The organism is Bacillus sp. FSL M7-0791, from assembly GCF_038627085.1.
Classification (GTDB): Bacteria; Bacillota; Bacilli; order Bacillales; family Bacillaceae; genus Bacillus; species Bacillus safensis.
Genome location: NZ_CP152022.1, coordinates 1,840,294 through 1,866,459, shown reverse-complemented (window position 1 = coordinate 1,866,459; position 26,166 = coordinate 1,840,294). Strand labels below are relative to the sequence as shown.

The following is a 26,166-nucleotide window of genomic DNA, read 5'->3' as shown; positions in this document are numbered from 1 at the left end:
AAGAGATTGTTTTGATCTAAATTATATATTGTTTATATCAATTTGAAAACTTAAAATAAGTTACAGAGTTTGTGAGATTTTATTACTGTGAAAAAACGGATCTTTTAAACGGGGGAGAGAAACGATGACTTATAATCAACTACCACAACCACAAGGTCTCTACCGTCCTGAATTTGAACATGATGCATGTGGAATCGGACTGTACGCCCATTTAAAAGGGGAGGCGACACATAGCATCGTCAAAAAGGGATTACAAATGCTGTGCCAGCTTGATCATCGCGGCGGGCAAGGCAGTGATCCGTATACAGGTGATGGTGCCGGTTTAATGGTACAGCTGCCAGACGCTTTCTTTAGAAAGAACTGCAAAGAATTTGCACTTCCTGAAAAAGGCCGTTACGGGGTAGGAATGGTCTTCTTTTCAAAAGATGATGACGAAAAAACGCGTCAAGCCATCGAACAGAAAATCAACGGGTTCATTAAACAAGAAGGCCAAACATTAATTGGCTGGAGAACGGTTCCTGTCGATCCAGGAAAAATTGGTACTGTCGCAGCGAAGAGCTGTCCGGTTGTGAGACAGGTCTTTATCGGAGCAAACGACAACATCACAGATCGTTTGTCATTTGAACGAAAATTATATGTCATCCGTAAGCAGGTTGAGAACTGGGGAACAAGAGAGGAAAAGCAATTTTACTTTGTCAGCCTGTCGAGTCAAACCATCGTATACAAGGGGCTTTTAACATCAGATCAAGTCGATGCTTTTTATCTTGATCTACAGGATGAAACATTTGTTTCTGCATTTTCACTTGTTCATTCAAGATTTAGTACAAATACATTTCCTACATGGGAAAGAGCCCATCCAAACCGTTACTTAATTCACAACGGAGAAATCAACACATTAAGAGGAAACATCAATTGGATGAGAGCAAGAGAACAACAATTCGTATCTGAAGCCTTCGGAGACGATTTAGACAAGATTTTGCCAGTGCTGAATGCAGACGGAAGTGATTCATCCATTTTAGACAATGCCTTTGAATTCTTTGTGCTTGCAGGCCGTACACCTGCTCATACAGCAATGATGCTGATTCCTGAGCCTTGGACGGAAAACACGCACATGTCGAAAGAGAAACGGGCATTTTATGAATACCATAGTTCTCTCATGGAGCCGTGGGATGGACCAACAGCCATTTCCTTTACGGACGGGAAACAAATCGGGGCCATCTTAGACCGAAACGGATTGAGACCGGCAAGATATTATGTCACGAATGATGATCATATCATTTTCTCTTCTGAGGTTGGCGTAATTGACACAAATGAAGAAGATGTGAAGTATAAAGATCGGCTTGAGCCTGGGAAAATGCTGCTCATTGATCTAGAAGAAGGACGAATTATTTCTGACGAAGAAGTGAAATCGACCATTGCGAATGAACTGCCTTATCAAAAATGGCTCGATGAAGAAATGGTCCACGTCAATCGCTCGGAAGAAAATTCAGAAAATTCTAGTATAATGGATGATTTATTGACGCGTCAGCGTGCGTTCCATTATACGTATGAAGACATTCAAAAGTATTTAATTCCTTTACTAGAGGAAGGCAAGGACCCAATCGGTTCAATGGGAAGTGACACACCGCTTGCTGTGTTATCAGATCGTGCGCAGTCTCTTTTTCATTATTTTAAGCAGCTGTTTGCACAAGTCACGAACCCGCCGATTGATGCCATTCGTGAGCAGCTCGTGACATCAACCATGACTTGGTTAGGTGCCGAAGGCGATATTTTACATCCGAATGAATATTCATGCCGAAGAATTAAACTTTATACACCGGTCTTAACGAGCGGACAATTTAACGGCTTGAAAACGATTGTTCATAATGCCTTTAAAAGCAAAACAATTCATACACTTTTCACCGATGATTTAAAGCGCGGACTGGATGCGATGTTTGAAGAGGCGGAAAAAGCGATCAGAGAAGGTGTCTCTTTATTAATCCTTTCAGATCGTGAAATGACAGAACAAAAAGTACCGATTCCACCACTTCTTGCGCTAAGTGCACTTCATCAGCATCTTGTGCGTCAAGGTTTACGGACAAAGGTCAGTCTGATCGTTGAATCTGGAGAGGTGAGAGAGGTCCATCATTTTGCCGCACTAATTGGCTACGGGGCAGATGCGATCCACCCTTACCTTGTCTATGAAACGTACAAACAGCTGATTGCAGACGAAGCGATTTCGATCAGCTTTGATGAAGCTGTTACAAAGTTTGGTAAAAGCGTGACAGAAGGTGTCGTCAAAGTCATGTCCAAAGTGGGAATTTCCACTGTGCAAAGCTATAGAGGCGCGCAAATCTTTGAAGCAGTCGGGATTAGTGAAGACGTCATTCAAGCGTATTTCACAGGAACAGCTTCTCAGCTTGGCGGGATTGATCTTGACACCATTGCTCATGAGGCAAAACTCCGCCATGAAGCAGGGTATCAAGCAGCAACTGACCAGACACTTGAATCAGGCAGTGAATTCCAGTGGAGAAAAAATGGAGAGCATCATGCCTTTAACCCAAAAACGATCCATACGCTCCAGTGGGCATGCCGTAATGAAGATTACGATCTATTTAAACAATATACAAAAGCAGCGGATGAAGAAAGAATCGGCTTCCTCAGAAACTTGTTTGCATTTCAGCCAAAACAAAAGCCGGTTCGTCTGGAAGAGGTTGAATCTGCTGAATCCATCGTGCGCCGCTTTAAGACAGGTGCCATGTCATTTGGATCTTTAAGTAAAGAAGCGCATGAGGCGCTTGCGATTGCAATGAACCGAATTGGCGGTAAAAGTAACAGCGGAGAAGGCGGAGAAGATCCTGCCCGCTTTACAGTAGATGATCACGGTGATGACCGCAGAAGTGCGATTAAACAAATCGCTTCTGGCCGATTTGGTGTAAAAAGTCATTACTTGGTCAATGCAGATGAACTGCAAATTAAAATGGCGCAAGGAGCAAAACCTGGAGAAGGCGGACAGCTGCCAGGAAATAAAGTGTATCCTTGGGTGGCCGATGTACGTGGTTCTACGCCAGGTGTCGGATTGATTTCACCACCGCCGCATCATGATATTTATTCCATTGAGGATTTGGCACAGCTGATTCATGATTTGAAAAACGCGAACCGTGATGCACGCATCAGTGTCAAGCTTGTATCTAAAGCCGGCGTTGGCACGATTGCAGCAGGTGTAGCAAAAGGAACTGCGGACGTCATTGTTATCAGTGGTTATGATGGCGGTACAGGAGCTTCACCGAAAACAAGTATTAAACATACAGGGCTTCCTTGGGAGCTTGGATTGGCAGAGGCGCATCAAACCCTTGTGTTAAATGGTCTTCGCGAGAGAGTCGTTCTTGAAACAGACGGAAAGTTAATGACTGGCCGCGACGTTGTGATGGCTGCGATTTTAGGAGCAGAAGAATACGGTTTTGCGACAGCTCCACTTGTCGTGCTGGGCTGCGTGATGATGAGAGCATGTCATTTAGATACTTGCCCAGTCGGTGTTGCCACACAAAACCCAGAGCTTCGCAAAAAATTCATGGGTGACCCTGATCACATTGTGAACTTCATGATGTTTATTGCAGAGGAAGTAAGAGAAATCTTAGCGGAACTCGGCTTTACATCAATGGATGAATTAATCGGACGTACGGACGTCCTAGCGGTCAGTGAACGAGCAAAAGCTCACTGGAAAGCAGGCCAGCTAAACCTTGAAACACTGCTTTATCAGCCAGAAGGAGCGCGGACATTCAGAACACCGCAAAATCATAAAATTGACGAATCGCTGGATATGAATGAAATCCTTCCTTATGTGCAAGAAGCGCTGAATCATCAAACACCGGTTGATCTATCATTGAATATTCGCAATATCAACCGTGTGGCCGGAACCATTACTGGCAGTGAAGTGTCTAAGCGCTACGGGGAAGAGGGCTTGCCAGAGGATACGATCACACTCAGATTCACTGGTTCAGCTGGACAAAGCTTTGGCGCATTTGTGCCAAAGGGCATGTCTCTCTATTTAACAGGTGATTCAAATGACTATATCGGCAAAGGACTCTCAGGAGGCAAAATTGCTGTCAAAACGTCTGATCATTTTGTACAAAATGGACATGAAAACGTCATTGTAGGAAACGTTGCATTTTACGGTGCAACTAGCGGAAAAGCTTATATTAACGGGCGTGCTGGTGAACGATTTGCTGTTCGTAATTCAGGTGTACATGTGGTTGTTGAAGGAATTGGAGATCACGGCTGTGAATACATGACTGGCGGACGTGTCGTTATTTTAGGAGACGTTGGGAAAAACTTTGGTGCAGGTATGTCTGGCGGTGTGGCTTACATCCATACATCGGATGCAAAACAGTTCAAAAGAATGTGCAATATGGAAATGATCATGTTTGAAAAGCTCACAGATCATGAAGAAGAACTAGAAGTAAAGCAAATGATCAAGGAACACCTTGATTATACAAACAGCTCAAAAGCAGCAGCACTTCTTGAAAACTGGGAGCAAGAAAAGGATCAATTCATCAAAGTCATTCCGAGAAATTACAAAATGATGCTTCAAAGTATTGAAGAACAAAAACAAGCGGGCCTCAGTCATGAAGAAGCGGTGATGTTTGCCTTTGAAGCAAACACAAAACCGAAAAATCAAGAAACGGCAAACGGGCAAAAAGCAGCCCTCGCTCATTAAGAAAGGGGAGAGGACAATGGGCAAAGCAACAGGTTTTATGGATTATAAAAGAGAAAAGCCAAATGAACGTGACCCTCTCACTCGTCAAAATGACTGGAAAGAATATTCAGCTCCTTATACAGATGACGTATTGAAGAAGCAGGGCGCTAGATGTATGGATTGCGGAACACCGTTTTGTCAAATTGGGATGGAGATCAGGGGCGGCGTGTCTGGCTGCCCGATCTACAATTTAATTCCAGAGTGGAATGATCTTGTCTATCGCGGGAGATGGAAAGAAGCTCTCGAAAGACTGCAAAAAACAAATAATTTCCCAGAGTTTACTGGGAGAGTATGTCCTGCACCTTGTGAAGGGTCATGTACAGTCGCTATCAATGATCCGGCTGTTTCGATTAAAAATATCGAACGCACAATCATTGATAAAGGTTTTGAAAATGGATGGATCACACCAAGAATCCCTTCAAGCCGTACAGGGAAGAAAATTGCCATTGTCGGCTCAGGACCAGCAGGACTTGCAAGTGCTGATCAATTAAACCAAGCAGGGCACGCTGTCACAGTGTTTGAGCGTTCTGACCGTCTTGGCGGACTGCTGACATACGGGATTCCGAATATGAAGCTCGACAAAGAAGTGGTCGAGCGAAGAGTCAAACTTCTAAGACAAGAAGGCATTGACTTTGTGACAAACACAGAAATCGGCGTGGATATTACTGCTGATGAACTGAAAGAGCAGTTTGATGCAGTTATCCTTTGTACAGGTGCACAAAAGCAGCGTGACCTATTGATTGAGGGCCGGGAAGCAAAAGGGATTCACCTTGCGATGGATTATTTAACCCTTGCAACGAAAAGCATGCTTGATTCAGGATTTAAAGACAAAAACTTCATTGATGCAAAAGGAAAAGACGTGATTGTGATTGGCGGAGGAGATACAGGTGCGGACTGCGTGGCAACTGCACTTCGCCAAAAAGCAAAAAGTGTTGTTCAATTCGGGAAGCATCCAAAGCTTCCGGATACACGTGTAGGGGATAACATGTGGCCAGAACAGCCTTATGTCTTCTCGCTGGATTATGCTTATGAAGAAGCACAAGCAAAATTCGGAGAAGATCCGCGTCAATATTCAATTCAAACCACAAAAATTGTGGCAGATAAAAATGGGAAATTAAAAGAGCTTCATACCATTCAAATGGAAAAGGTGAAAAACGAACAAGGGAAGTTTGAATTTCATGAAATTCCAGGGACAGAAAAGGTATGGCCTGCTCAGCTCGTCTTTATTGCAATTGGTTTTGAGGGAACTGAACAGCCGCTTGTGAAACACTTTGGCGTGGACAGCAAAAACAATCGCATTGACGCAAAATATGGGGAATATACAACAAATGTAGAAGGCGTATTTGCAGCGGGAGATGCAAGACGCGGGCAAAGCTTGATTGTCTGGGCAATTAATGAAGGCAGACAAGTGGCGCACGAGGTAGACCGTTATTTAATGGGGAGTTCGGTTCTGCCAAAATAGGTCAAACAAAGGGTGTTACAATATAAAGAAAAGCCATGACCAACGTGTGGTCATGGCTTTTTATGATTCAGAAATGGAATGGTTGATCAACACTTTTTTACGTTTAAGCTGCGCTACGACTAAACAGAGGAAGACAATCAGAACAAAAAGGGAAATGGTCAAAAAGCCAAACGTATATGAGCCAGTCAATTCTTTTAAACTGCCAAGAATATTAGGTAAAAAGAATCCGCCAATGCCTCCAGCAGCCCCAACAATTCCGGTCACAATCCCAATTTCTTTATGAAATACTTGAGGCACCAGCTGAAAAACAGCGCCATTCCCCATCCCAAGGCACATCATCCCCACAAATAAAAGCGCAATGACCACAGGTAAAGCTGGAAGACTGCTCACGCCTCCTAAGCAGATGCCGATGATTCCGAATAATCCAAGCAGTACTTTCATTCCGCCTATTTTATCGGCAATGAGACCGCCCACAGGCCGAAAGAAGCTGCCTGCCGCCACACAAAGGGTCACAAAATCACCAGCATGAATCTTCGAAACCCCATATTGATCCACAAAGAAAATACTGAGGAAACTGGAAAGCCCGACAAACCCTCCGAATGTGATCGCATAAAGCAAACAGAAAAACCAAGTCGATTTCACTTGAAATACTGAAAAGTACGACCGAATCGGCTGAGGAGCAGGCTGATTTGGTGCATCTTTAGCAGTGAAAATAAAAAACAAAAAGACAAGACTTAACGGAAGCAGAGCGAACCCCATTACGGCATGCCACCCGTAAATCTCCGCAAGCCTTGGACCAAATAAGGTGGAGATTAGTGTTCCACTATTCCCGGCGCCTGCAATCCCCATGGCTACTCCTTGTAAGTGAGGAGGATACCAGCGGCTTGCCATTGGCAAAGCAACAGCAAAACTTGCTCCTGCTACTCCAAGCAAAATCCCAATCAGTACAAGTTCTGAAAGGGTTGTACCAGCGATAAACCCCCAAATAAGCGGAATGGTCGTTAAAAGCATTCCTATCACTGCGGTCTTTTTAGGTCCTATTCGATCGGTCGATAAACCAAGCACAATCCGAAAAAAAGAACCAGATAGAATTGGAATGGCCACAATCATGCCTTTCTCTACGGTTGATAAAGCAAAATCTTGTGCAATAAAAGCACCCAGCGCCCCTAACAAAACCCAAATCATAAAGCTCACATCAAAATATAAAAATGAACCAAACAATGTCTTAGGATGACCACTTGATTTTAATTCTGAGAGTTTCATAAAACGCCTCCTCTATTTTGAATTTTCTGACTTAAAGATAGCGAGTTCACTTATGTAATGAAAGTATTATGTGAGAAAAATTGACATGAATAAACACTTTTTTACAAGTGTATGCCATAATCAATCCATACAATGTGCTCGAGCAAGAGGCTTAGAAAGGTTGATTTCAGATGGCAAAACGCAAACTTGTGTTTATCGGAAACGGCATGGCGAGTATGAAATGTATCGAAGAGATCATTCAAAAGCAGCCAGAACATTATGCCATAACAGTCATTGGAAAAGAGAAGCACTCTGCCTACAATCGAATAAAACTTTCGTCGATTTTACAAAAAAGCGAATCATTAGCTGAAATTCAACTAAAGGAAAAAGAATGGTACACCGCGCATGACATCACATTGTACAAAGGAGAATCAGTTGTACATATCGATACAAATCGAAAGTGTGTCATGACAGATGCGCGCCGGGCAATTCCCTATGACAAGCTCGTCATTGCAACGGGTTCATCGCCGAATTTTCTTCCTATTCAGGGTGTGTCCAAAAAAGGGATATACGCTTTTCGGACAATTGATGATTATGAGGCCATTTGTGCGGATGCGGTGCATTATCAACAAGCAGCAGTGATCGGAGGCGGCGTGCTTGGTGTGGAGGTAGCAGCTGGTCTGCAGATGGCGGGGCTTGAAACCACCATTATTCATCATACGGAGCGGCTGATGCAGCGCCAATTAGATGAAACAGCAGCCGGATTATTACAGCGAAAATTCATACGAAAAGGCATTCAGGTGAAAACAAATGCCCATACCATTGCGTGCTTAGGCGGTGAGAGGGTAGAAGGCGTTTTATTGAAAAATGGCGACATCGTGGATGCTGATCTTGTTGTTTTTACAACAGGTATCCGTCCGAATATACAGCTTGCAGAGAATCATGGCATACACACGAGAAAAGCCATTGTTGTCAATGACGTGATGGAGACAAATATCCCGCATATTTATGCGATTGGAGAATGTGCAGAGCACCAAGGGATGGTGCATGGCCTTGTTCAGCCCATTTATGAACAAGCAAGCGTGCTCGCTAAGCATCTTTTAGGAGAAAAAATCACACATACACCAAAGCCCATTTACTCAACAAAATTAAAAGTACCTGATTTGCCGATTTATTCTGCTGGATGTATTGAACATCATTCTCCGTTTATGTCAGCTGTGACTTATTTAGATGAAGAGCAAGAGGTGTATAAAAAATTTGTCTTTGAACGTCAGGCGCTGGCAGGTATTTTATTCGTCGGAGAGCTGGGGAATGCCGATCAGCTTTTGCAAGATGTAAAAGTGGGACGTGATAAAAGTGTGGTCATGAAAGCCCTTCATGAAAAGCCATCATCCCCACTAGATTCATTAAAAATGGAAGACCTCGTCTGCCAATGTCAAACCGTTACAAAAGGGACGATTTTAAAAAGCATTTCGGTTCACCAGCTCAAAAACTTAGAAGAGGTGAAAAAAAAGACAGGGGCAGCAACAGGGTGCGGCGGCTGTCAAGAGCTCGTCCGTGCTTGCTGCCAGTTACCATCACATGAACAAACGGAATCGCAGGTCTTTTTTTGTCCATGTACAGAAGTAGAGGAGCAGACCATTTTTTCGTTTATTAAAAAGCAGCGGCCGGTGAATGCTGAAGAAATAAAAAGACATTTTCAATGGAAAACGAATCACGGCTGCGGCATCTGCCGGCCGTCCATTCAATACTATCTCGAGCAATTCCAAGGATCGGTGGAAAACATCGGCGCTGCTGAACAGGAAGACGTGTTGATTCCTCAATTATATGGAGGCCGGCTTGATCTGGATTTTTTGAAAATCATTACGTCTTTGTTAGAGAACAGGCTGATTGAGCAGGCAGAGCTGACAAAGCATAAACGAATACGGCTCATCGGTGTGTCAAAACAGGCGGCACAAATCGTCAAAAATCATTGGCCAATTATGCCTAATGAGAAAAGAAGACTATCTCATATCCTTTCATGCGACTGTGACGATCCAGCTGTCACGTCACTTGTGATGGAGCTGGAAAGACAAGTGGAAGATACACTTTTACCAGCTGTCACCTCCATTCATATCACCGGTGCTTCTTGCACGTGTAAACTTGCTCCAATTGATGACATCTGTCTGAAAAAGCAGCTGGGTGAATGGAACATTTATATAGGAGGCCAGCTTTTTTACACCTTGGCTCATTCAAGTGAGCTTATTCCTTTTTTAAAAGCGCTGCTTGAAGAGTATAGAAAAAATGCTTACTTTCAAGAATCTATTGGCGATTGGCTGTCACGGCAAGGAAACATTTCTATTCGAGAAAAGTTACTTGATGAGGAAATAAGAGAAGAGCTCTGTGCGCAATTTGACCAGAGCAGACAAGGAAATGTAAGACATAAGGATGTGAAGGTATGAGTCAATCTTTTTTACAATATGCCCAGCAAAAATCAAAGCAGGAAGAACAAAAGCGAGTGTTCCCAGCCCAATGTCCTTTTTGCAGTATGCAGTGCAAAATGCAATTAATCGAGCAGCATGTGGAAGGGCGAACACGTTACCAAACGATTGGTGTACACAATCCAACTACGCACGGAAGAATTTGTATGAAAGGACAGCATGCCCACCAGCACGCGCTTCATAAAGATCGCCTGAATCACCCGCTGATCAAAAGAAACGGACAATTTGTAAAAGCGACATGGCAGGAGGCTCTCGAAGAAATCAAAACAAACATAGAATCCCTTCAGCTGTCGCATGGCCATGATGTGATCAGTGTGTACGGAAGCGCATCAATTACAAATGAGGAAGCGTACTTACTCGGGAAATTTGCAAGAGTGGCGCTGAAAACGAAATACATCGATTATAACGGCAGACTATGTATGTCTTCGGCAGCAACTGCCGCAAATCAAACATTCGGACTTGACCGTGGTCTGACCTTTCCTTTAAGCGACATCAAGCATGCACGGGTGTTGATATTGGTTGGAACGAATATAGCGGAATGTCAGCCAACCTTCCTGCCCTACATTGAAGAGGCAAAAAACAATGGCGCATTTCTCATCGTCATTGATCCGCGCAAAACTCCGACAGCCCAATTAGCCGATTTACATGTCAGCCTAAAACCAGGGTCTGATGCCGCACTGGCAAACGGCATATTGCACATCATGCTGCATGAGCATTTAATCGATGAATCATTTATTCATCAACGAACATCAGGTTTCCAAAAACTAAAGGAGCACATCTCACGCATCTCCCTGCCAGACATTGCTGAGCAAACTGGCGTGACGATTGATGTGATGCAGAAAATAGCAAGGAAATTCGCGCAAGAAAAAACAGGCATGATTTTTACAGCAAGAGGCATTGAGCAGCAAATAGACGGTACAGCCTCTGTGCGTAATTTCCTGAATATTCTGCTTGTTACTGGGAAGATCGGCCGCTTTGGATGCGGCTACGGGGCAATAACCGGCCAGGGAAATGGCCAGGGAGCAAGAGAGCATGGGCAAAAAGCAGATCAGCTTCCAGGATATCGAGATATCTCAAACCCTGCTCACAGAAAAGAAATGGCTGAACGATGGAACATTGATGAAAAAGAACTTCCAGGAAAGGGCGTGTCTGCTTTTGAAATGTTTGAAAAAATGCAGGCAGGTGAAATCAAAGCGCTCTTTTTAATGTGCTCAAATCCTGTCCAATCAGGGCCAAACGCGCACTTGATTCAGCAAGCCATCAAGAACTTGTCCTTTTTTGTTGCCGTTGATTTATTTATGTCTGAGACAGCTGCGCTGGCAGATGTAATTTTACCTGCTTCGTCATATTTAGAGGATGAAGGTACCGTGACAAACGTAGAGGGGCGCGTTACGCTTAGAGAAGCAACATATCCACTTAAACACCAAAGAAAGCACGATTGGCAAATCATTTGTGAAATAGCAGCTGTATTAGGCAAAGGCAGCCATTTTTCCTTTTCATCCGCAGAAGAGATCTTTGAGGAATTGAGAGCCGTAACGAAAGATGCAAAGGCTGATTATTCAGGCATAACCTATGAAAGGCTGAGGAAGGAACAAGGCATAAGGTGGCCTTGTACTCATTTAGAAGATTCGGGAACTGAAAGATTATTTGAACATGCATTCTCACATTCTGACAGTTTAGCGAAGTTTGCCGTCGTCACACACGGAAAAAAGGCTGCAAAGGAACCCGTCAGTCAAGAATACCCTCTTTATTTAACGACCGGCAGGGTGATGGCTCATTACCAAACAGGCGTTCAAACAAGAAGGAGCACCTCTCTTGTTGCCAGACAGTTTGAAGCATATGCAGAGCTTCATCCTGATACAGCGAAAACGTATGGACTTCAGCACGGGGAGCTCGTGACCATCAAGTCAAAAAGAGGAAGTGTCATCATCAGATGCCGCATATCAGACACCATTCGAAAAGATACCGTATTTGTTCCATTTCACTGGAGCAAACATCAATCAATTAATCAATTAATTGATGATCAACTAGATCCGCACAGTAAAATGCCAGGCTTTAAATATTGTCCTGTACAGCTGTCAGCCTACGTGAATGAAAAACTATGTGAGAAATTTTAACATGTATTTTCCATCTATGTTTAAATTATGGTACTTTCTAAAAAATGATCACATGAGGGGTGTTTTTTCATGAAAGAAAAACTCGTATTAGTGGGGAACGGTATGGCCGGCATTCGAAGCCTTGAAAACATTTTAAAAACAGACGGCGAACGCTTCGACATGACGGTATTTGGGACTGAACCGCATCCTAACTATAACCGAATTCTTTTATCGAAAGTGCTTCAAGGGGATACGAAAGTCGAAGATATTACGTTAAACGATTGGAACTGGTACCAAAAGCATGATATTCAGCTGTTTACAAACGAGACCATTGTGAAGATCGATACAGAGAACCAAACAGTCACCAGTGATCAAGGACGGACCGTATATTATGACCGATTGATTTTAGCAACAGGGTCACTTCCATTTATCCTGCCAATTCCAGGGAATGATAAAAAAGGCGTAACGGCTTTTCGTACATTGCAAGACACTGAGGAAATGGTCAATGCCTCTACTATGTACAAAAAAGCAGCAGTCATCGGAGGCGGACTCCTTGGGCTTGAAGCAGCACGCGGTCTATTAAACTTAGGCATGGAAGTGAATGTCATTCACCTCGGCTCTCATTTAATGGAACGCCAGCTAGACCCTATTGCAGGACAGCTTCTTCAAAAAGCATTAGAAGAACAGGGGATGAAATTCCTGCTTGGAAAACAGACAAATGAGATTTTAGGAGATACAAGAGTAGAAGGATTATCATTTTCAGACGGCACTACACTTGAGACAGACCTAGTCGTCATGGCTGCGGGAATTAAACCGAGTAAAATGCTTGCAGAAAAAAGCGGGCTTGAAGTGAACCGTGGGATTATCGTCAATGATTTTATGGAAACGAGTGTCCCGGGCATTTATGCCGTCGGAGAATGTGTGGAACACAGGGGACAAACGTACGGATTAGTTGCTCCTTTATACGATCAAGCGGCTGTACTTGCCAAGCATGTATGCGGCTTGAACCCTGCTCCATATGAAGGCTCTGTTCTGTCAACACAGCTGAAAGTATCAGGAGTTGATGTGTTTTCAGCTGGTGATTTTATTGAAAACGATGAGAAAAAGGCGATTAAAATTTTTGACGAACAAAAAGGCATCTATCAAAAACTCGTCTTCCAGCAAAACCGATTAGTAGGCGCCGTCATGTTTGGAGAAACAAGCGACGGACCTCGTTTATTCTCGTACATTAAAGAAGGAATAGATATGTCGGATATGGAGAAGGTATCTGTCTTAACCTCCAATGATCCGGCGCAAGAAAGCACGATTGACAGCATGGCAAACGACCATATCGTTTGCGGCTGTAATGGCGTGTCAAAAGGGCAAATTGTAGAAGCCATTCAGAAAGAAGGCTTAACAACGTTTCAGGAAGTCAAGCAATGTACAAGTGCCTCACGATCTTGCGGAGGCTGTCAGCCTGTTGTCGAAGAGATTCTTTGGCATACGCTAGGTGAGGATGCAAGCAGGACAGCCCAAAAAGAAACCATCTGCGCCTGCACCACTCTTTCACGAGATGAAGTCATTCATGAAATCAAAGAAAAAGGCTTGCAGCATGTCAAAGAAGTGATGAATGTACTTGACTGGAATACAGAAGAAGGCTGTTCAAAATGCCGACCTGCACTGAATTATTATTTAGGCATGCTTTATCCACTTGAATACAAAGATGAAAAGAGCTCACGCTTTGTAAATGAACGCATGCATGCCAATATTCAAAACGATGGTACCTATTCAGTTGTTCCGCGAATGTACGGCGGCGTCACCAATGCAAATGACTTGAGGAAAATTGCCGATGTCGTCGACAAATATGAAATACCGCTTGTGAAAATGACTGGCGGTCAGCGTATCGATCTTCTAGGTGTCAAAAAAGAAGATTTACCAAAAGTGTGGGCGGATCTAGATATGCCATCGGGTTATGCATATGGGAAATCTTTAAGAACAGTTAAAACATGTGTTGGAGAACAATTTTGCAGGTTCGGCACGCAGGACTCCATGGCTCTTGGAATTGCACTTGAAAAGAAATTTGAAGGTCTTGCGACACCGCATAAAGTAAAAATGGCCGTCTCTGCTTGTCCGAGAAACTGTGCAGAGTCCGGAATTAAAGACCTCGGTATCGTGGGGATAGATGGAGGGTTTGAATTGTACGCCGGCGGAAATGGCGGCACACACCTGCGGGCTGGAGATTTATTAATGAAGGTCAGTACAGCAGAAGAAGTAGAGCAAATGGCCGCAGCATACCTTCAATATTACAGAGAAACGGCAAATTATTTAGAAAGAACCTCTGCTTGGGTTGAGCGACTTGGGTTAGATCATATTCAATCAGTACTCCTGAATGATGAAAAACGAGCAGCCTTAATTGAAAGAATGGACATTGCGCTTTCAACATATGAAGAGCCTTGGCAGGAGCTTCGCGAGAGCCAAAAAGACACGAGACAATTATTTCAAAAAGCGACGGCTTCCGTATAAATCAATTGAAGGGATGAGATCATATGACAGTTTCAGTTGTTAAAGTTCACATTGGCACCCTATCAGATTTTCCGCTCCAGCTAGGGAAAACAGTTGAAGTCGGTACACTTGAATTAGCTGTTTTTCAAACTTCTAATAAGCAGTTCAAAGCCATTGAAAATCGCTGTCCACATAAAGGCGGCGTTCTGGCTGAAGGCATGGTCAGCGGCAATCACGTTTTCTGTCCAATGCATGATTGGAAAATTGATCTTTCATCAGGAAACGTACAAGCACCAGATCACGGATGCGTTAAAACATATGAAACATTCGTTGAAGGGGACGATGTCTTTATTTTATTGCCTTCATAAATGGTTTAGATCCTTCCTTTCATGTATATGCTGTATATAAATGCAGCAAGAAAGGAAGGAATTTTTGTGCCGTTCGTTAATATTTTGATTGAACTCTTAATCGGATTTTTCGCTTTATTTTTTATTACAAAATTATTAGGGAAAACACAATTTGCACAAATCACACCGTTTGATTTCATTTCTGCACTAATTTTAGGCGAAATGGTCGGAAACGCTATTTTTGATCCGGAAGTCAGGATTCAGCACATTTTATTTGCTGTTGCAGTATGGGGCGTTCTCATTTATACAGTTGAATGGCTTTCACAGCGCTTTAAATCCATTCGCGCTTTTTTAGAAGGAAGACCTACTCTTGTGATTGATAAGGGGAAGATTCACTACAACCGGTTGAAGAAAAATATGCTTGATATCAATCAGCTGCAGACACTAGTTCGCGCAAAAGGCCATTTTGCCCTGAATGAAATTGAATATGCTATTTTGGAAACGGACGGCTCTGTCAGCGTTCTTCCGAAAATGAAATACGCCCCAGCCACAGCCGAAGATGTGAACGTGAAGGGAAAAGAAGTGAAATTGCCTAGAACGTTTATTATTGACGGCGAAATTTTAAAAAAAGATCTTCAAGAAGCCGGCTTTGATGAATCCTGGCTGAATGAGCAATTAAAAAAGCAGCATATTTCCTCTTATCGAGACGTTCTATTTTGTGAATGGATTGAAAATGAAGGGATTTATGCGATGCAATATGAAAAGTCTAAAAAAACATCCACAACATAAAAACGTGGGTGTTTTTTTGTGCGTGTACGGAATAGGATCAAAAAGAATGTTTGATGAAAACGTTCACAAAATGAGGGGGAGATATGTGATGAAATTTAGAAACATATGGATGGTCATGGTCTTGTCTTTCTTTCTTTTTGACCCAGCTTCACTTCAAGCAGCAGAAGCCGGGCATAACCGCGTCCTTGTCGTTGATCAAAAGGGAAGCGGGACATACCGCTCCGTTCAGTCTGCCATTGATGCGATTCCAGCAAACAATCAACAACCGGCAACGATCTATATTAAAAATGGCGTATATAAAGAAAAAATATTGCTTCCGCAAAATAAACCACACGTATCCTTTATTGGCGAAAACCAGCACAAGACGATTCTTACGTATGATGATACAAATGCAAGCACTGGGAGTACAACAAACAGCTCAAGCACAATGATTCGTGCAAACGATTTTTATGCAGAAAATATCACCTTTCAAAATACAGCTGGCAGACATGCGGGTCAGGCAGTTGCACTGTATGTGTCTGGTGACCGGGCTGTGTTCAAACAAATACGTGTGTTAGGCTATCAAGATACACTTTATGCAACAGGCACAGGGCGGCAATATTATGAAAACTGTTATATTGAAGGCACGGTCGATTTTATTTTTGGATCAGCCACAGCTGTGTTTAAAAGAGCTGAAATAAAAAGTCTTGGAAATGGGTATATTACTGCAGCATCCACAACAGAAGCGCAAAGGTACGGCTATGTATTCATGGACTCTACGTTGAAAAAGGGGACGGCAGCTGCGCAATCGGTTTATTTAGGACGTCCGTGGAGACCTCATTCGGCTGTAACATTCCTCCATACAAAAATGGATGATCATGTGAAAGCAGAGGGATGGCATAACTGGGATAATCGTGACAACGAAAGAACGGCCAGGTACAAAGAATTTGGATCGACAGGAGCAGGAAGCAGTCCAGCAAACCGCGTAAAATGGTCAACCATTTTAACCCAAAATGAAGCAAGTCAAATGACGGTTCAGGCTGTTCTTGGCGGAGCCGATGGCTGGAATCCAGAAAAGAGGTAAAGGGCTTGTCAGTTTTCGTCAAAGAAAGCTGACTTTTCTGTTTAAAAAACCTTTGAGAACAAACGTTCTTTTGTGTATAATGAACATATTCTTCTAAAATTGGCTGCAACAATAAAGGAGGGATTGCGTGAAGCGTTTTTCACAGTGCATGTTTTTACAACTATGTATCCTGTCGATTTTATTTCTTCCTTTTTCAGCGAAAGATGATCAGCTCACAGCTCGTGACGATTCACTGACTTGGATGACCGCTTTAGACGAATTCATACGAACAGCACCTGATTTAGAGGGCGCGATCTCTGGCATCAGCGTCCGCGATACTTCTGACACCTCTCTTCTTTATGAACATCAAGCCGATATTCGTCTTACTCCTGCTTCTAATATGAAACTGCTCACATCAGCCATCGCACTTGATATACTTGGAGAAACACACACATTCCCTACAGACATCTGGATGGATGGTTCCATTCATAAGAAAACGCTACATGGCAGCCTTTATCTTCGTGGCACCGGCGATCCGACTTTATTAGAGGAGGATTTTGCAGCACTTGCCAAACAAGTCAAAAAGGCCGGAATACATACCATTCGCGGGCAGCTTGCGGCAGATGACACTTGGTTTGATGACACGAGATACTCCATTGACCTGCCTTGGAGTGATGAGGATCAATATTACGGGGCACAAATTTCTGCTCTCACGGCTTCACCGAATCAAGATTATGATGCAGGGACCGTGATTCTCGAAGTAAAACCAGGAAAAAAAGCAGGACAGAAAGCCGCATATGATATGATCCCAAAGACGGATGTCGCTCAAGTCATCAATCAAGTGAAAACAGTTCCAGAAGGCGGAAAAAAGAAAATCTCTTTTAAGCGCTCTCACGGAACCAACAAAATTACGTTGACTGGGACTATTCCGGTTAAAGCGAGCTCATCTAAACAATGGGTAGCTCTATGGGATCCGTCCGCTTATGCTTTAGACTTAATGAAACGAGCGTTAAAGGCAGAAGGGATTCAAGTAAAGGGACCGCTGAAATCAAAACAAGTTCCTAAAAAAGCCAAAAAAATTGCTTCCCATACATCGATGCCATTATCAGAGCTGCTTGTTCCTATGATGAAATTAAGCAACAATACCCATGCAGAAATTTTGCTAAAGGAACTAGGGAAAAAAGTGAAGAACAAAGGGAGCTTTGAAGCTGGTCTGGAGGTCATGAATGAACGGCTTCCTGCGTTTGGCGTTGATCCTTCGCTTGCAGTGCTGCGTGACGGATCAGGGATATCACCTATTAACCTTGTCTCTGCTAACCAGTTCACTTTATTTTTGACAAACATTCAAAAGGAACAATGGTTTAAAACCTATGAACATGCGCTCCCTTTAGCAGGGGCAAGTGAACGAATGGTGGGGGGAACGTTAAGGAACAGATTGAAGGCACCAACTACACTAGAAAAAGTACGTGCAAAAACAGGGTCGTTAACAACGGTCAGCACACTATCTGGATATATTGACACGCAGGGCGGAAAAACGCTTGCTTTTTCCATCTTGTTAAATCACCTTGTTGATGACGAAAAAGGGAAAGAGATAGAAGACCGTATTGTCAGCATATTAGCTGAAAATCTTTAGATTTAGAGAGAGAAGGAGAACCATCATGACGTTAGATAACAATCAATCTTTAGTAAAAACCATGTCCATTTTTCTCATCCCGCTTTTGCTAAGCAATATTTTGCAATCGATCGGACAATTAGTGTCTATTGTTCTTGTCGGAAGATGGATTGGAGAGGATGCAGTAGCTGCCATTTCTGCATTCTTTCCGCTTTTCTTTTTACTCGTTTCTTTTTCCATTGGAATTGGATCGGGAAGCTCGATCCTTATTGGACAAGCGTATGGGGCAAAAAATGAACAGAAATTAAAAGAAATTATTGGCACAACACTTTCATTCACTTTTTTGATCGGCGTATCATTAGCGATCATTGGAGGTTTTTTCGCAACAGACATCTTAAACCTCATGGGAACACCCGCTAATATCGTGGAGGAAAGTGCGGGCTATGCTAGAATTCTATTCATCTCAATGCCGATCTTATTTCTTTATTTTGTTTATACGACCTTCTTGCGAGGGACCGGGGATTCGAAAACGCCATTTTATTTCTTAATGATTAGTACGGCGACGAATATTTTGATGCTGCCCATTTTATTATTTGGATGGCTGGGACTGCCGGCGTTCGGCTTATACGGCGCTGCGTATGCTTCTGTGATTTCAACAATTGTGACATTTATCATTCTACACATCTACTTATATAAGACAAAGCACCCGCTTCGCATTGATGCATCGGTGAGAAAGCATTTATTGATGAAAGGGGATCTATTAAAAACGTTATTAAAGCTCAGTATCCCATCAAGCATTAATATGATCCTCATTTCTTTATCAGAAATTGCCGTTATTTCTTTTGTCAACGATTATGGATCACAGGCGACAGCTGCCTATGGTGTTGTCAATCAAGTCGTGAGTTATGTGCAGATGCCGGCAGTGAGCCTTGGCATTGCGGTCTCGATCTTTGCAGCACAATTCATTGGCGCAGGAAATATGAATCGACTGAAAGATGTCATTAAAATTGGGTTAGGTCTTAACTTTGCCATAGGCGGATGTATCATTATTTTTGTTTATATTTTTGCACCGCAGATTTTATCTATCTTTTTAACAGATCCTAAGACGATAGACATTGCCTATAGTTTGGTCGTCATTACACTATGGAGCTATCTCATTTTTGGAACGGCCCAAATTGTTGCAGCCACAATGAGAGCAAGCGGGACGGTTCTTTGGCCGACGATCTTTAGTATTTGTTCCATTTGGCTTGTAGAAGTACCAGTCGCTTATGTGCTATCACACTATACATCTCTTGGCATTAAAGGAATATGGATTGGCTACCCAGCTGCTTTCTTTGTGAACTTACTCCTCCAATACAGCTACTATCAGCTCGTATGGAAGAAAAAACAAATTGTCTCGCTTGTTCAATCATAATGTAAAGGCGTAAAGCAGCATATACATAGAAGATCTCTCACTTTTAAGGAGGCCGGATCTTCTATGTTTTTGAATCAAAGAAATGAACTGAGCTCGCACAATATCGGTGACTTTTCTTATGCCGGACCAGATTTCCAAGTGCTGACGTGGGGGGAAGGAACGACATTACATATTGGGAAGTTTTGTTCTATCGCAAACGAAGTGAAAATTTTTCTAGGCGGGGAACACCGTACTGATTGGGTCACAACGTATCCGTTTAATCAAATTTTTAAAGAAGCTGCCCATATTAAAGGACATCCCAAATCGAAGGGAGATGTTCATATTGGACATGACGTATGGATTGGATATGGTGCGACGATTATGTCAGGAGTAAGTATAGGAAACGGGGCCGTGATCGGCGCAAATAGTGTGATCACAAAAGATGTGCCGCCATATGCAATTGCCGCAGGGAATCCCCAGCGGCTCATGAAATATCGATTTTCAACCGAAATAATCGAAAAACTGCAGTTATTAGAATGGTGGAATTTAGAGTTTTCCATCATCCAATCTATTTTTCATCTTTTGCAATCTCATGATATTGAACAGTGTATAAATGTCATAGAAGACATAAAAAAGAAAGGCTGAAAAAGCCTTTCTTTTTTCGTTTAACTTAGCCGTATGATGGTCAAGGCTGCTCCAGCAGCACCACCTCCGCCAACTAAAATAGCTGTGACAACCGCCCCAAAAAACTGCAGTGAGATGGTATTACCAGCTGTTAAATTAACAATAACAGTGTTGTTGATTAATGAAGTTGAGATAACAGGTGATTGAACAGAACCTGAAATAGTAGTTGTTCCATTTAAAAGCAAACGTGTATTAATCAAAAGAGCTGTAGTGGTGTTGATTTGATACGTAATATAATATTTACCAGTTTGCAGAACGGTAAAAACAGTACTTGTGCCGTTTGCTGTAAAACCAGTAATGTTTTGAAAGTTTGGCAAAGGAATATTCGTTCCTCCTGCTATAGTAACGATGGTAGGGCCAGAACTATTAGCAGCATAAAGTGCTGTATCTGTAAAACCACCTGTTCCAGTAGCCCCAGTGACACCAGTGACACCTGTCACGCCAGTAGGACCGGTAGCTCCAGTGATACCCGTTGCCCCGGTAGGACCTGTAGCTCCAGTGATACCTGTAGCTCCAGTAATACCCGTTGCGCCAGTAGGTCCAGTAGCTCCGGTAATACCCGTGGCGCCGGTAGAGCCAGTAGCTCCGGTAATACCCGTCACACCAGTAGGACCTGTTGGTCCAGTAATACCCGTTGCCCCCGTAGTTCCAGTTGAACCGGTGATACCAGTGGCACCGGTAGGACCTGTTGGTCCAGTAATACCTGTTGCCCCCGTAGTTCCAGTTGAACCGGTGATACCCGTTGCCCCGGTAGGTCCGGTAGCTCCAGTGATACCCGTGGCGCCAGTAGGTCCAGTAGCTCCAGTGATGCCCGTTGCGCCAGTAGGACCGGTAGCTCCAGTGACACCTGTAGCGCCAGTAGGACCGGTAGCTCCAGTGATGCCCGTTGCGCCAGTAGGACCGGTAGCTCCAGTGACACCTGTAGCGCCAGTAGGACCGGTAGCTCCAGTGACACCTGTAGCGCCAGTAGGTCCGGTAGCTCCGGTAATACCCGTGGCGCCGGTAGAGCCAGTAGCTCCGGTAATACCCGTGGCGCCAGTAGGTCCAGTAGGTCCAGTAGCTCCAGTAATACCCGTGACACCTGTAGTCCCGGTAGGACCAGTATCTCCAGTGATACCCGTCGCACCAGTAGAACCAGTAGCTCCAGTAATACCCGTTGCACCTGTAGGTCCAGTAGCTCCAGTAATACCTGTAGCGCCAGTAGGACCAGTAGCTCCGGTAATACCCGTGGCGCCGGTAGAGCCAGTAGCTCCGGTAATACCCGTCACACCAGTAGGACCTGTTGGTCCAGTAATACCCGTTGCCCCCGTAGTTCCAGTTGAACCGGTGATACCAGTGGCACCGGTAGGACCTGTTGGTCCAGTAATACCTGTTGCCCCCGTAGTTCCAGTTGAACCGGTGATACCCGTTGCCCCGGTAGGTCCGGTAGCTCCAGTGATACCCGTTGCGCCAGTAGGTCCAGTAGCTCCAGTGATGCCCGTTGCGCCAGTAGGACCTGTTGGTCCAGTAATACCCGTGGCGCCGGTAGAACCAGTAGCACCAGTAATACCCGTGACACCAGTAGGACCTGTTGGTCCCGTAACACCTGTAGTCCCGGTAGGACCAGTAGCTCCAGTGATGCCCGTTGCGCCAGTAGGACCGGTAGCTCCGGTAATACCCGTGGCGCCGGTAGAGCCAGTAGCTCCGGTAATACCCGTGGCGCCGGTAGAGCCAGTAGCTCCGGTAATACCCGTGGCGCCGGTAGAGCCAGTAGCTCCAGTAATACCTGTTGCCCCCGTAGTTCCAGTTGAACCGGTGATACCCGTTGCCCCGGTAGTTCCAGTTGAACCGGTGATACCCGTTGCCCCGGTAGGTCCGGTAGCTCCAGTGATACCCGTGGCGCCAGTAGGTCCAGTAGCTCCAGTGATGCCCGTTGCGCCAGTAGGACCGGTAGCTCCAGTGACACCTGTAGCGCCAGTAGGACCGGTAGCTCCAGTGATGCCCGTTGCGCCAGTAGGACCGGTAGCTCCAGTGACACCTGTAGCGCCAGTAGGTCCGGTAGCTCCGGTAATACCCGTGGCGCCAGTAGGTCCAGTAGGTCCAGTATCTCCAGTGATACCCGTGACACCTGTAGTCCCGGTAGGACCAGTATCTCCAGTGATACCCGTCGCACCAGTAGAACCAGTAGCTCCAGTAATACCCGTTGCACCCGTAGGTCCAGTAGCTCCAGTAATACCTGTAGCGCCAGTAGGACCAGTAGCTCCGGTAATACCCGTGGCGCCGGTAGAGCCAGTAGCTCCGGTAATACCCGTCACACCAGTAGGACCGGTATCTCCAGTGATACCCGTTGCGCCAGTAGTTCCAGTAGCTCCGGTAATACCCGTCACACCAGTAGGACCGGTATCTCCAGTGATACCCGTTGCGCCAGTAGTTCCAGTAGCCCCAGTGATACCCGTTGCGCCAGTAGAACCAGTATCTCCAGTAATACCCGTGACACCAGTAGGTCCGGTAGCTCCGGTAATACCCGTTGCGCCGGTAGAGCCAGTAGCTCCAGTGATGCCCGTTGCGCCGGTAGAGCCAGTAGCTCCGGTAATACCCGTCACACCAGTAGGACCGGTAGCTCCAGTGACACCTGTAGCGCCAGTAGCTCCGGTAGCTCCGGTAATACCCGTTGCGCCGGTAGAGCCAGTAGCTCCGGTAATACCCGTGGCGCCAGTAGGTCCAGTAGCTCCAGTAATACCCGTGACACCAGTAGGTCCGGTAGCTCCGGTAATACCCGTTGCGCCGGTAGAGCCAGTAGCTCCAGTGATGCCCGTTGCGCCAGTAGTTCCAGTAGCTCCAGTGATGCCCGTTGCGCCAGTAGGTCCAGTAGCACCAGTGATACCCGTTGCGCCAGTAGTTCCAGTAGCTCCAGTGATGCCCGTTGCGCCAGTAGGACCAGTATCTCCAGTGACACCTGTAGCGCCCGTAGGACCGGTAGCTCCAGTGATACCTGTAGCGCCCGTAGGACCGGTAGCTCCGGTGATACCCGTTGCCCCGGTAGGACCAGTAGCTCCGGTAATACCCGTCACACCAGTAGGACCTGTTGGTCCAGTAATACCAGTGGCGCCGGTAGAACCAGTAGCTCCAGTAATACCCGTGACACCAGTAGGACCTGTTGGTCCCGTAACACCTGTAGTCCCGGTAGGACCAGTATCTCCAGTGATACCTGTAGCTCCAGTAATACCCGTGACACCAGTAGGACCGGTAGCTCCGGTAATACCCGTGACACCAGTAGGACCGGTAGCTCCAGTGATACCCGTTGCGCCAGTAGTTCCAGTAGCACCGGTAATACCCGTGACACCAGTAGGACCGGTAGCTCCAGTGATACCCGTTGCGCCAGTAGTTCCAGTAGCCCCAGTGATACCCGTTGCGCCAGTAGTTCCAGTAGCTCCAGTAATACCCGTGACACCAGTAGGACCGGTATCTCCAGTGATACCTGTAGCGCCAGTAGAACCAGTAGCACCAGTAATACCCGTTGCCCCCGTAGGTCCAGTTGAACCGGTGATACCCGTTGCCCCGGTAGGACCGGTAGCTCCAGTAATACCCGTTGCGCCAGTAGAACCAGTAGCCCCAGTGATACCTGTAGCGCCAGTAGAACCAGTAGCCCCAGTAATACCCGTTGCCCCCGTAGGTCCGGTTGAACCAGTGATACCTGTAGCGCCCGTAGGACCAGTAGCTCCGGTAATACCCGTCACACCAGTAGGACCTGTTGGTCCAGTAATACCAGTGACACCGGTAGGTCCAGTATCTCCAGTGATGCCGGTTGCCCCCGTAGGTCCAGTAGCACCGGTAATACCCGTGGCACCAGTAGGACCTGTTGGTCCAGTAATACCCGTGACACCGGTAGGTCCAGTTGAACCGGTGATACCAGTGGCACCGGTAGGTCCAGTATCTCCAGTGATGCCGGTTGCCCCCATAGGTCCGGTTGATCCAGTGTTACCTGTGGTACCAGTAGGCCCAGTTTCACCTGGTGCTGCTAAAAGTGTGTAATCTGACGACGTATCTGGTGTACCTGAAGGTGGTGCAGAATCCACAATATACGTACCACCACCATAAGTGACCACTTGCCCTACTGAGTATGTTGGTGCCATAACAGGATCATAGGCTTCAACACCACTTAATCCGATCCCAGTAGGCCCCGTAGGCCCAGTTTCTCCAGAAGCAGCCAAAAGGGTATAGTCGGGGGAGAGTCCAGGTATTTCTGATGGAGCGTCAACATTGGCAATGTAAGTACTGCCATTAAACGTGACCACTTGCCCTGCATCGTAATCTTGTGATTGTGAGGGATCAAAAGGAAGAGCGCCGGTTAAGCCGCCAGCAGGTCCAGTAGGTCCGGTTGGTCCAGGGGGACCTGCTGGGCCTCTTGGTCCAGCTCTTTGATTTGGTTTTGGTTGTTTTATTCCTTTTGCAATCTGGCAAGGTTGATTCCCTTGAGATATATTTTGTTTTGGATATTCTTGTTTAATGAATGGACAGTCTTTTTTTCGAGGACGGTCATGACGTGATCTTTTGTAATGAGGCTGTTCATGGTATTTACCGCAAAAGGGACATTTGTGTTTGAATTGATTGTACAAATTGCCCATCTCCTAGAATTGATATTTCATTCTATGTGCAAATTTTCAAATTGGAAGTAAAACCTAGAAAATCATCATTTCGAAAATCATCGAATCAAATGATTTAAATCTTTCATGGATTTGTGTTATGGTGTTGAAAGTATAAAATAGTATGATTTTTGACAGAAATGGGGACATCATTTATGAGTCAATCAGTTTTACAAGGCAAAGCCTATTCCGTTTTAAATTTATCCTCAGTGACAGAAGGAGGTACCATTAAAGAATCTTTTGATCGTAGTATGGATTTAGCAAAAAAGGCGGAGAAGTGGGGCTATCATAGATACTGGCTGGCAGAACACCATAACATGGAAGGGGTAGCGAGCTCTGCAACGTCAGTTTTAATTGGATATATTGCGGGAGGAACCGAAAAAATTCGAGTAGGATCTGGCGGGATTATGCTGCCAAACCACTCTTCACTTGTCATTGCCGAACAATTTGGCACACTTGAGACATTGTATCCGGGGAGAATTGATTTAGGTCTTGGCAGAGCACCAGGGACAGATCAGTTAACAGCAAGAGCGCTTAGACGTAATCTTCAAAACGGAGAAGATTTCCCTGAGCAGCTAGAAGAACTTCGTCAATATTTCAAGCCGACCGGTCAGGTTAAAAAACATGTAAGAGCTGTTCCAGGAGAAGGCCTGGACATTCCAATTTGGCTCCTTGGTTCAAGCGGTTTTAGCGCTAGACTTGCAGGAGAACTTGGCTTGCCATTTGCCTTTGCAGCACATTTCTCACCTAAAAATACAATTCCCGCGTTAGAGTTGTACAGACAGTCATTTAGAGCTTCTGATGTATTAAAAGAGCCTTATGCCATGGTCGGTGTGACGGTTTTTGCTGCAGATCAAACAGAACGGGCTGAATATTTGGCAACCTCTCATTATCAGCGGTTTTTAAGTCTCATTCGCAACACACCAGGAAAACTGAAGGCGCCTGTCGACAGCATGGACGGTCTTTGGAGTCCATATGAAAAGGCAATGGTGGATGAACAATTAAGCTCGACTATCATTGGGGATAAAGAAAAGGTGAAAACAGAATTAGAAGCCTTTATAGAAGCTACTCAAGCAGATGAAGTGATGATTAATTCGGATATGTTTGACCATCAAGAAAGAATGCGCTCGTATGAAATCATCGGAGAGATTTTTCAAGAGGCACAAGAAAAATAAACATAA

Annotated in this window: 14 protein-coding genes; 12 read left to right on the top strand and 2 right to left on the bottom strand. The window is 44.9% G+C overall.

Features of this window, described 5'->3' with window-relative positions; all coding sequences use genetic code 11:
- The first annotated feature begins 124 nt into the window (after nt 1–124).
- Both gltB and gltD read left to right on the top strand, forming a co-directional pair.
- On the top strand, nt 125–4,696 hold the full coding sequence (gene gltB, locus MHI08_RS09380) for a glutamate synthase large subunit (RefSeq protein WP_342499575.1): 4,572 nt from the start codon (nt 125–127) through the stop codon (nt 4,694–4,696).
- A 16-nt stretch (nt 4,697–4,712) separates the two neighbouring features.
- Nucleotides 4,713–6,197: a glutamate synthase small subunit gene (gltD, locus tag MHI08_RS09375; RefSeq protein WP_024428371.1), complete on the top strand. Its 1,485-nt coding sequence runs from the start codon at nt 4,713–4,715 to the stop codon at nt 6,195–6,197.
- A 60-nt stretch (nt 6,198–6,257) separates the two neighbouring features.
- Here the strand turns inward: gltD and MHI08_RS09370 are convergent, their stop codons facing one another.
- The gene (locus MHI08_RS09370) at nt 6,258–7,460 is read right to left on the bottom strand and encodes a nitrate/nitrite transporter (protein WP_342499574.1); all 1,203 of its coding nucleotides are present in this window, start codon (nt 7,458–7,460) and stop codon (nt 6,258–6,260) included.
- A 170-nt stretch (nt 7,461–7,630) separates the two neighbouring features.
- Between MHI08_RS09370 and MHI08_RS09365 the strand changes: the two genes are divergently transcribed.
- From MHI08_RS09365 to MHI08_RS09325, 9 genes are all read left to right on the top strand, one after another.
- Nucleotides 7,631–9,880, top strand: coding sequence for an FAD-dependent oxidoreductase (locus tag MHI08_RS09365; protein WP_342499573.1), 2,250 nt, complete (start codon nt 7,631–7,633; stop codon nt 9,878–9,880).
- A complete protein-coding gene (locus MHI08_RS09360; RefSeq protein WP_342499572.1) occupies nt 9,877–12,036 on the top strand; it encodes a molybdopterin oxidoreductase family protein in 2,160 nt (719 codons plus the stop codon). Before MHI08_RS09365 ends, MHI08_RS09360 begins: the two co-directional genes overlap by 4 nt.
- 69 nt (nt 12,037–12,105) lie before the next feature.
- Nucleotides 12,106–14,517 carry a nitrite reductase large subunit NirB gene (gene nirB, locus MHI08_RS09355; protein ID WP_342499571.1) on the top strand — a complete coding sequence of 804 codons (2,412 nt, stop codon included), beginning with the start codon at nt 12,106–12,108 and terminating at the stop codon, nt 14,515–14,517.
- A gap of 23 nt (nt 14,518–14,540) precedes the next feature.
- Nucleotides 14,541–14,864, top strand: a complete 324-nt coding sequence (nirD, locus tag MHI08_RS09350) for a nitrite reductase small subunit NirD (RefSeq protein WP_342499570.1) — start codon at nt 14,541–14,543, stop codon at nt 14,862–14,864.
- Nucleotides 14,865–14,930: 66 nt separating this feature from the next.
- Complete coding sequence (locus MHI08_RS09345) at nt 14,931–15,632, top strand: DUF421 domain-containing protein (protein ID WP_024422641.1); 702 nt, start codon at nt 14,931–14,933, stop codon at nt 15,630–15,632.
- A gap of 88 nt (nt 15,633–15,720) precedes the next feature.
- On the top strand, nt 15,721–16,695 hold the full coding sequence (locus MHI08_RS09340) for a pectinesterase family protein (RefSeq protein ID WP_342499569.1): 975 nt from the start codon (nt 15,721–15,723) through the stop codon (nt 16,693–16,695).
- Between the two features lie 127 nt (nt 16,696–16,822).
- Nucleotides 16,823–18,307, top strand: coding sequence for a D-alanyl-D-alanine carboxypeptidase/D-alanyl-D-alanine-endopeptidase (dacB, locus tag MHI08_RS09335; RefSeq protein ID WP_342499568.1), 1,485 nt, complete (start codon nt 16,823–16,825; stop codon nt 18,305–18,307).
- Nucleotides 18,308–18,332: 25 nt separating this feature from the next.
- Nucleotides 18,333–19,700: an MATE family efflux transporter gene (locus MHI08_RS09330; RefSeq protein WP_087975928.1), complete on the top strand. Its 1,368-nt coding sequence runs from the start codon at nt 18,333–18,335 to the stop codon at nt 19,698–19,700.
- 63 nt (nt 19,701–19,763) lie between these two features.
- Entirely contained in the window at nt 19,764–20,324 is a 561-nt protein-coding gene (locus MHI08_RS09325) for a CatB-related O-acetyltransferase (protein WP_041109387.1), read from the top strand.
- Nucleotides 20,325–20,344: 20 nt separating this feature from the next.
- On the opposite strand, the gene MHI08_RS09320 is transcribed toward MHI08_RS09325, so the two are convergent.
- A complete protein-coding gene (locus tag MHI08_RS09320) occupies nt 20,345–24,967 on the bottom strand; it encodes a hypothetical protein (RefSeq protein ID WP_342499567.1) in 4,623 nt (1,540 codons plus the stop codon).
- Between the two features lie 173 nt (nt 24,968–25,140).
- Between MHI08_RS09320 and MHI08_RS09315 the strand changes: the two genes are divergently transcribed.
- A complete protein-coding gene (locus MHI08_RS09315; RefSeq protein ID WP_248350686.1) occupies nt 25,141–26,160 on the top strand; it encodes an LLM class flavin-dependent oxidoreductase in 1,020 nt (339 codons plus the stop codon).
- Nucleotides 26,161–26,166 lie beyond the last annotated feature (6 nt).

Excerpts from the sequence above, each read along its gene's own strand:
- gltD (WP_024428371.1), top strand. The coding sequence starts at position 4,713 with ATGGGCAAAGCAACAGGTTTTATGGATTATAAAAGAGAAAAGCCAAAT.
- MHI08_RS09360 (WP_342499572.1), top strand. The coding sequence starts at position 9,877 with ATGAGTCAATCTTTTTTACAATATGCCCAGCAAAAATCAAAGCAGGAA.
- nirD (WP_342499570.1), top strand. The coding sequence starts at position 14,541 with ATGACAGTTTCAGTTGTTAAAGTTCACATTGGCACCCTATCAGATTTT.
- MHI08_RS09365 (WP_342499573.1), top strand. The coding sequence starts at position 7,631 with ATGGCAAAACGCAAACTTGTGTTTATCGGAAACGGCATGGCGAGTATG.
- MHI08_RS09315 (WP_248350686.1), top strand. The coding sequence starts at position 25,141 with ATGAGTCAATCAGTTTTACAAGGCAAAGCCTATTCCGTTTTAAATTTA.
- MHI08_RS09325 (WP_041109387.1), top strand. The coding sequence starts at position 19,764 with ATGTTTTTGAATCAAAGAAATGAACTGAGCTCGCACAATATCGGTGAC.
- MHI08_RS09320 (WP_342499567.1), bottom strand. The coding sequence starts at position 24,967 with ATGGGCAATTTGTACAATCAATTCAAACACAAATGTCCCTTTTGCGGT.
- gltB (WP_342499575.1), top strand. The coding sequence starts at position 125 with ATGACTTATAATCAACTACCACAACCACAAGGTCTCTACCGTCCTGAA.
- nirB (WP_342499571.1), top strand. The coding sequence starts at position 12,106 with ATGAAAGAAAAACTCGTATTAGTGGGGAACGGTATGGCCGGCATTCGA.
- MHI08_RS09370 (WP_342499574.1), bottom strand. The coding sequence starts at position 7,460 with ATGAAACTCTCAGAATTAAAATCAAGTGGTCATCCTAAGACATTGTTT.
- MHI08_RS09330 (WP_087975928.1), top strand. The coding sequence starts at position 18,333 with ATGACGTTAGATAACAATCAATCTTTAGTAAAAACCATGTCCATTTTT.
- MHI08_RS09340 (WP_342499569.1), top strand. The coding sequence starts at position 15,721 with ATGAAATTTAGAAACATATGGATGGTCATGGTCTTGTCTTTCTTTCTT.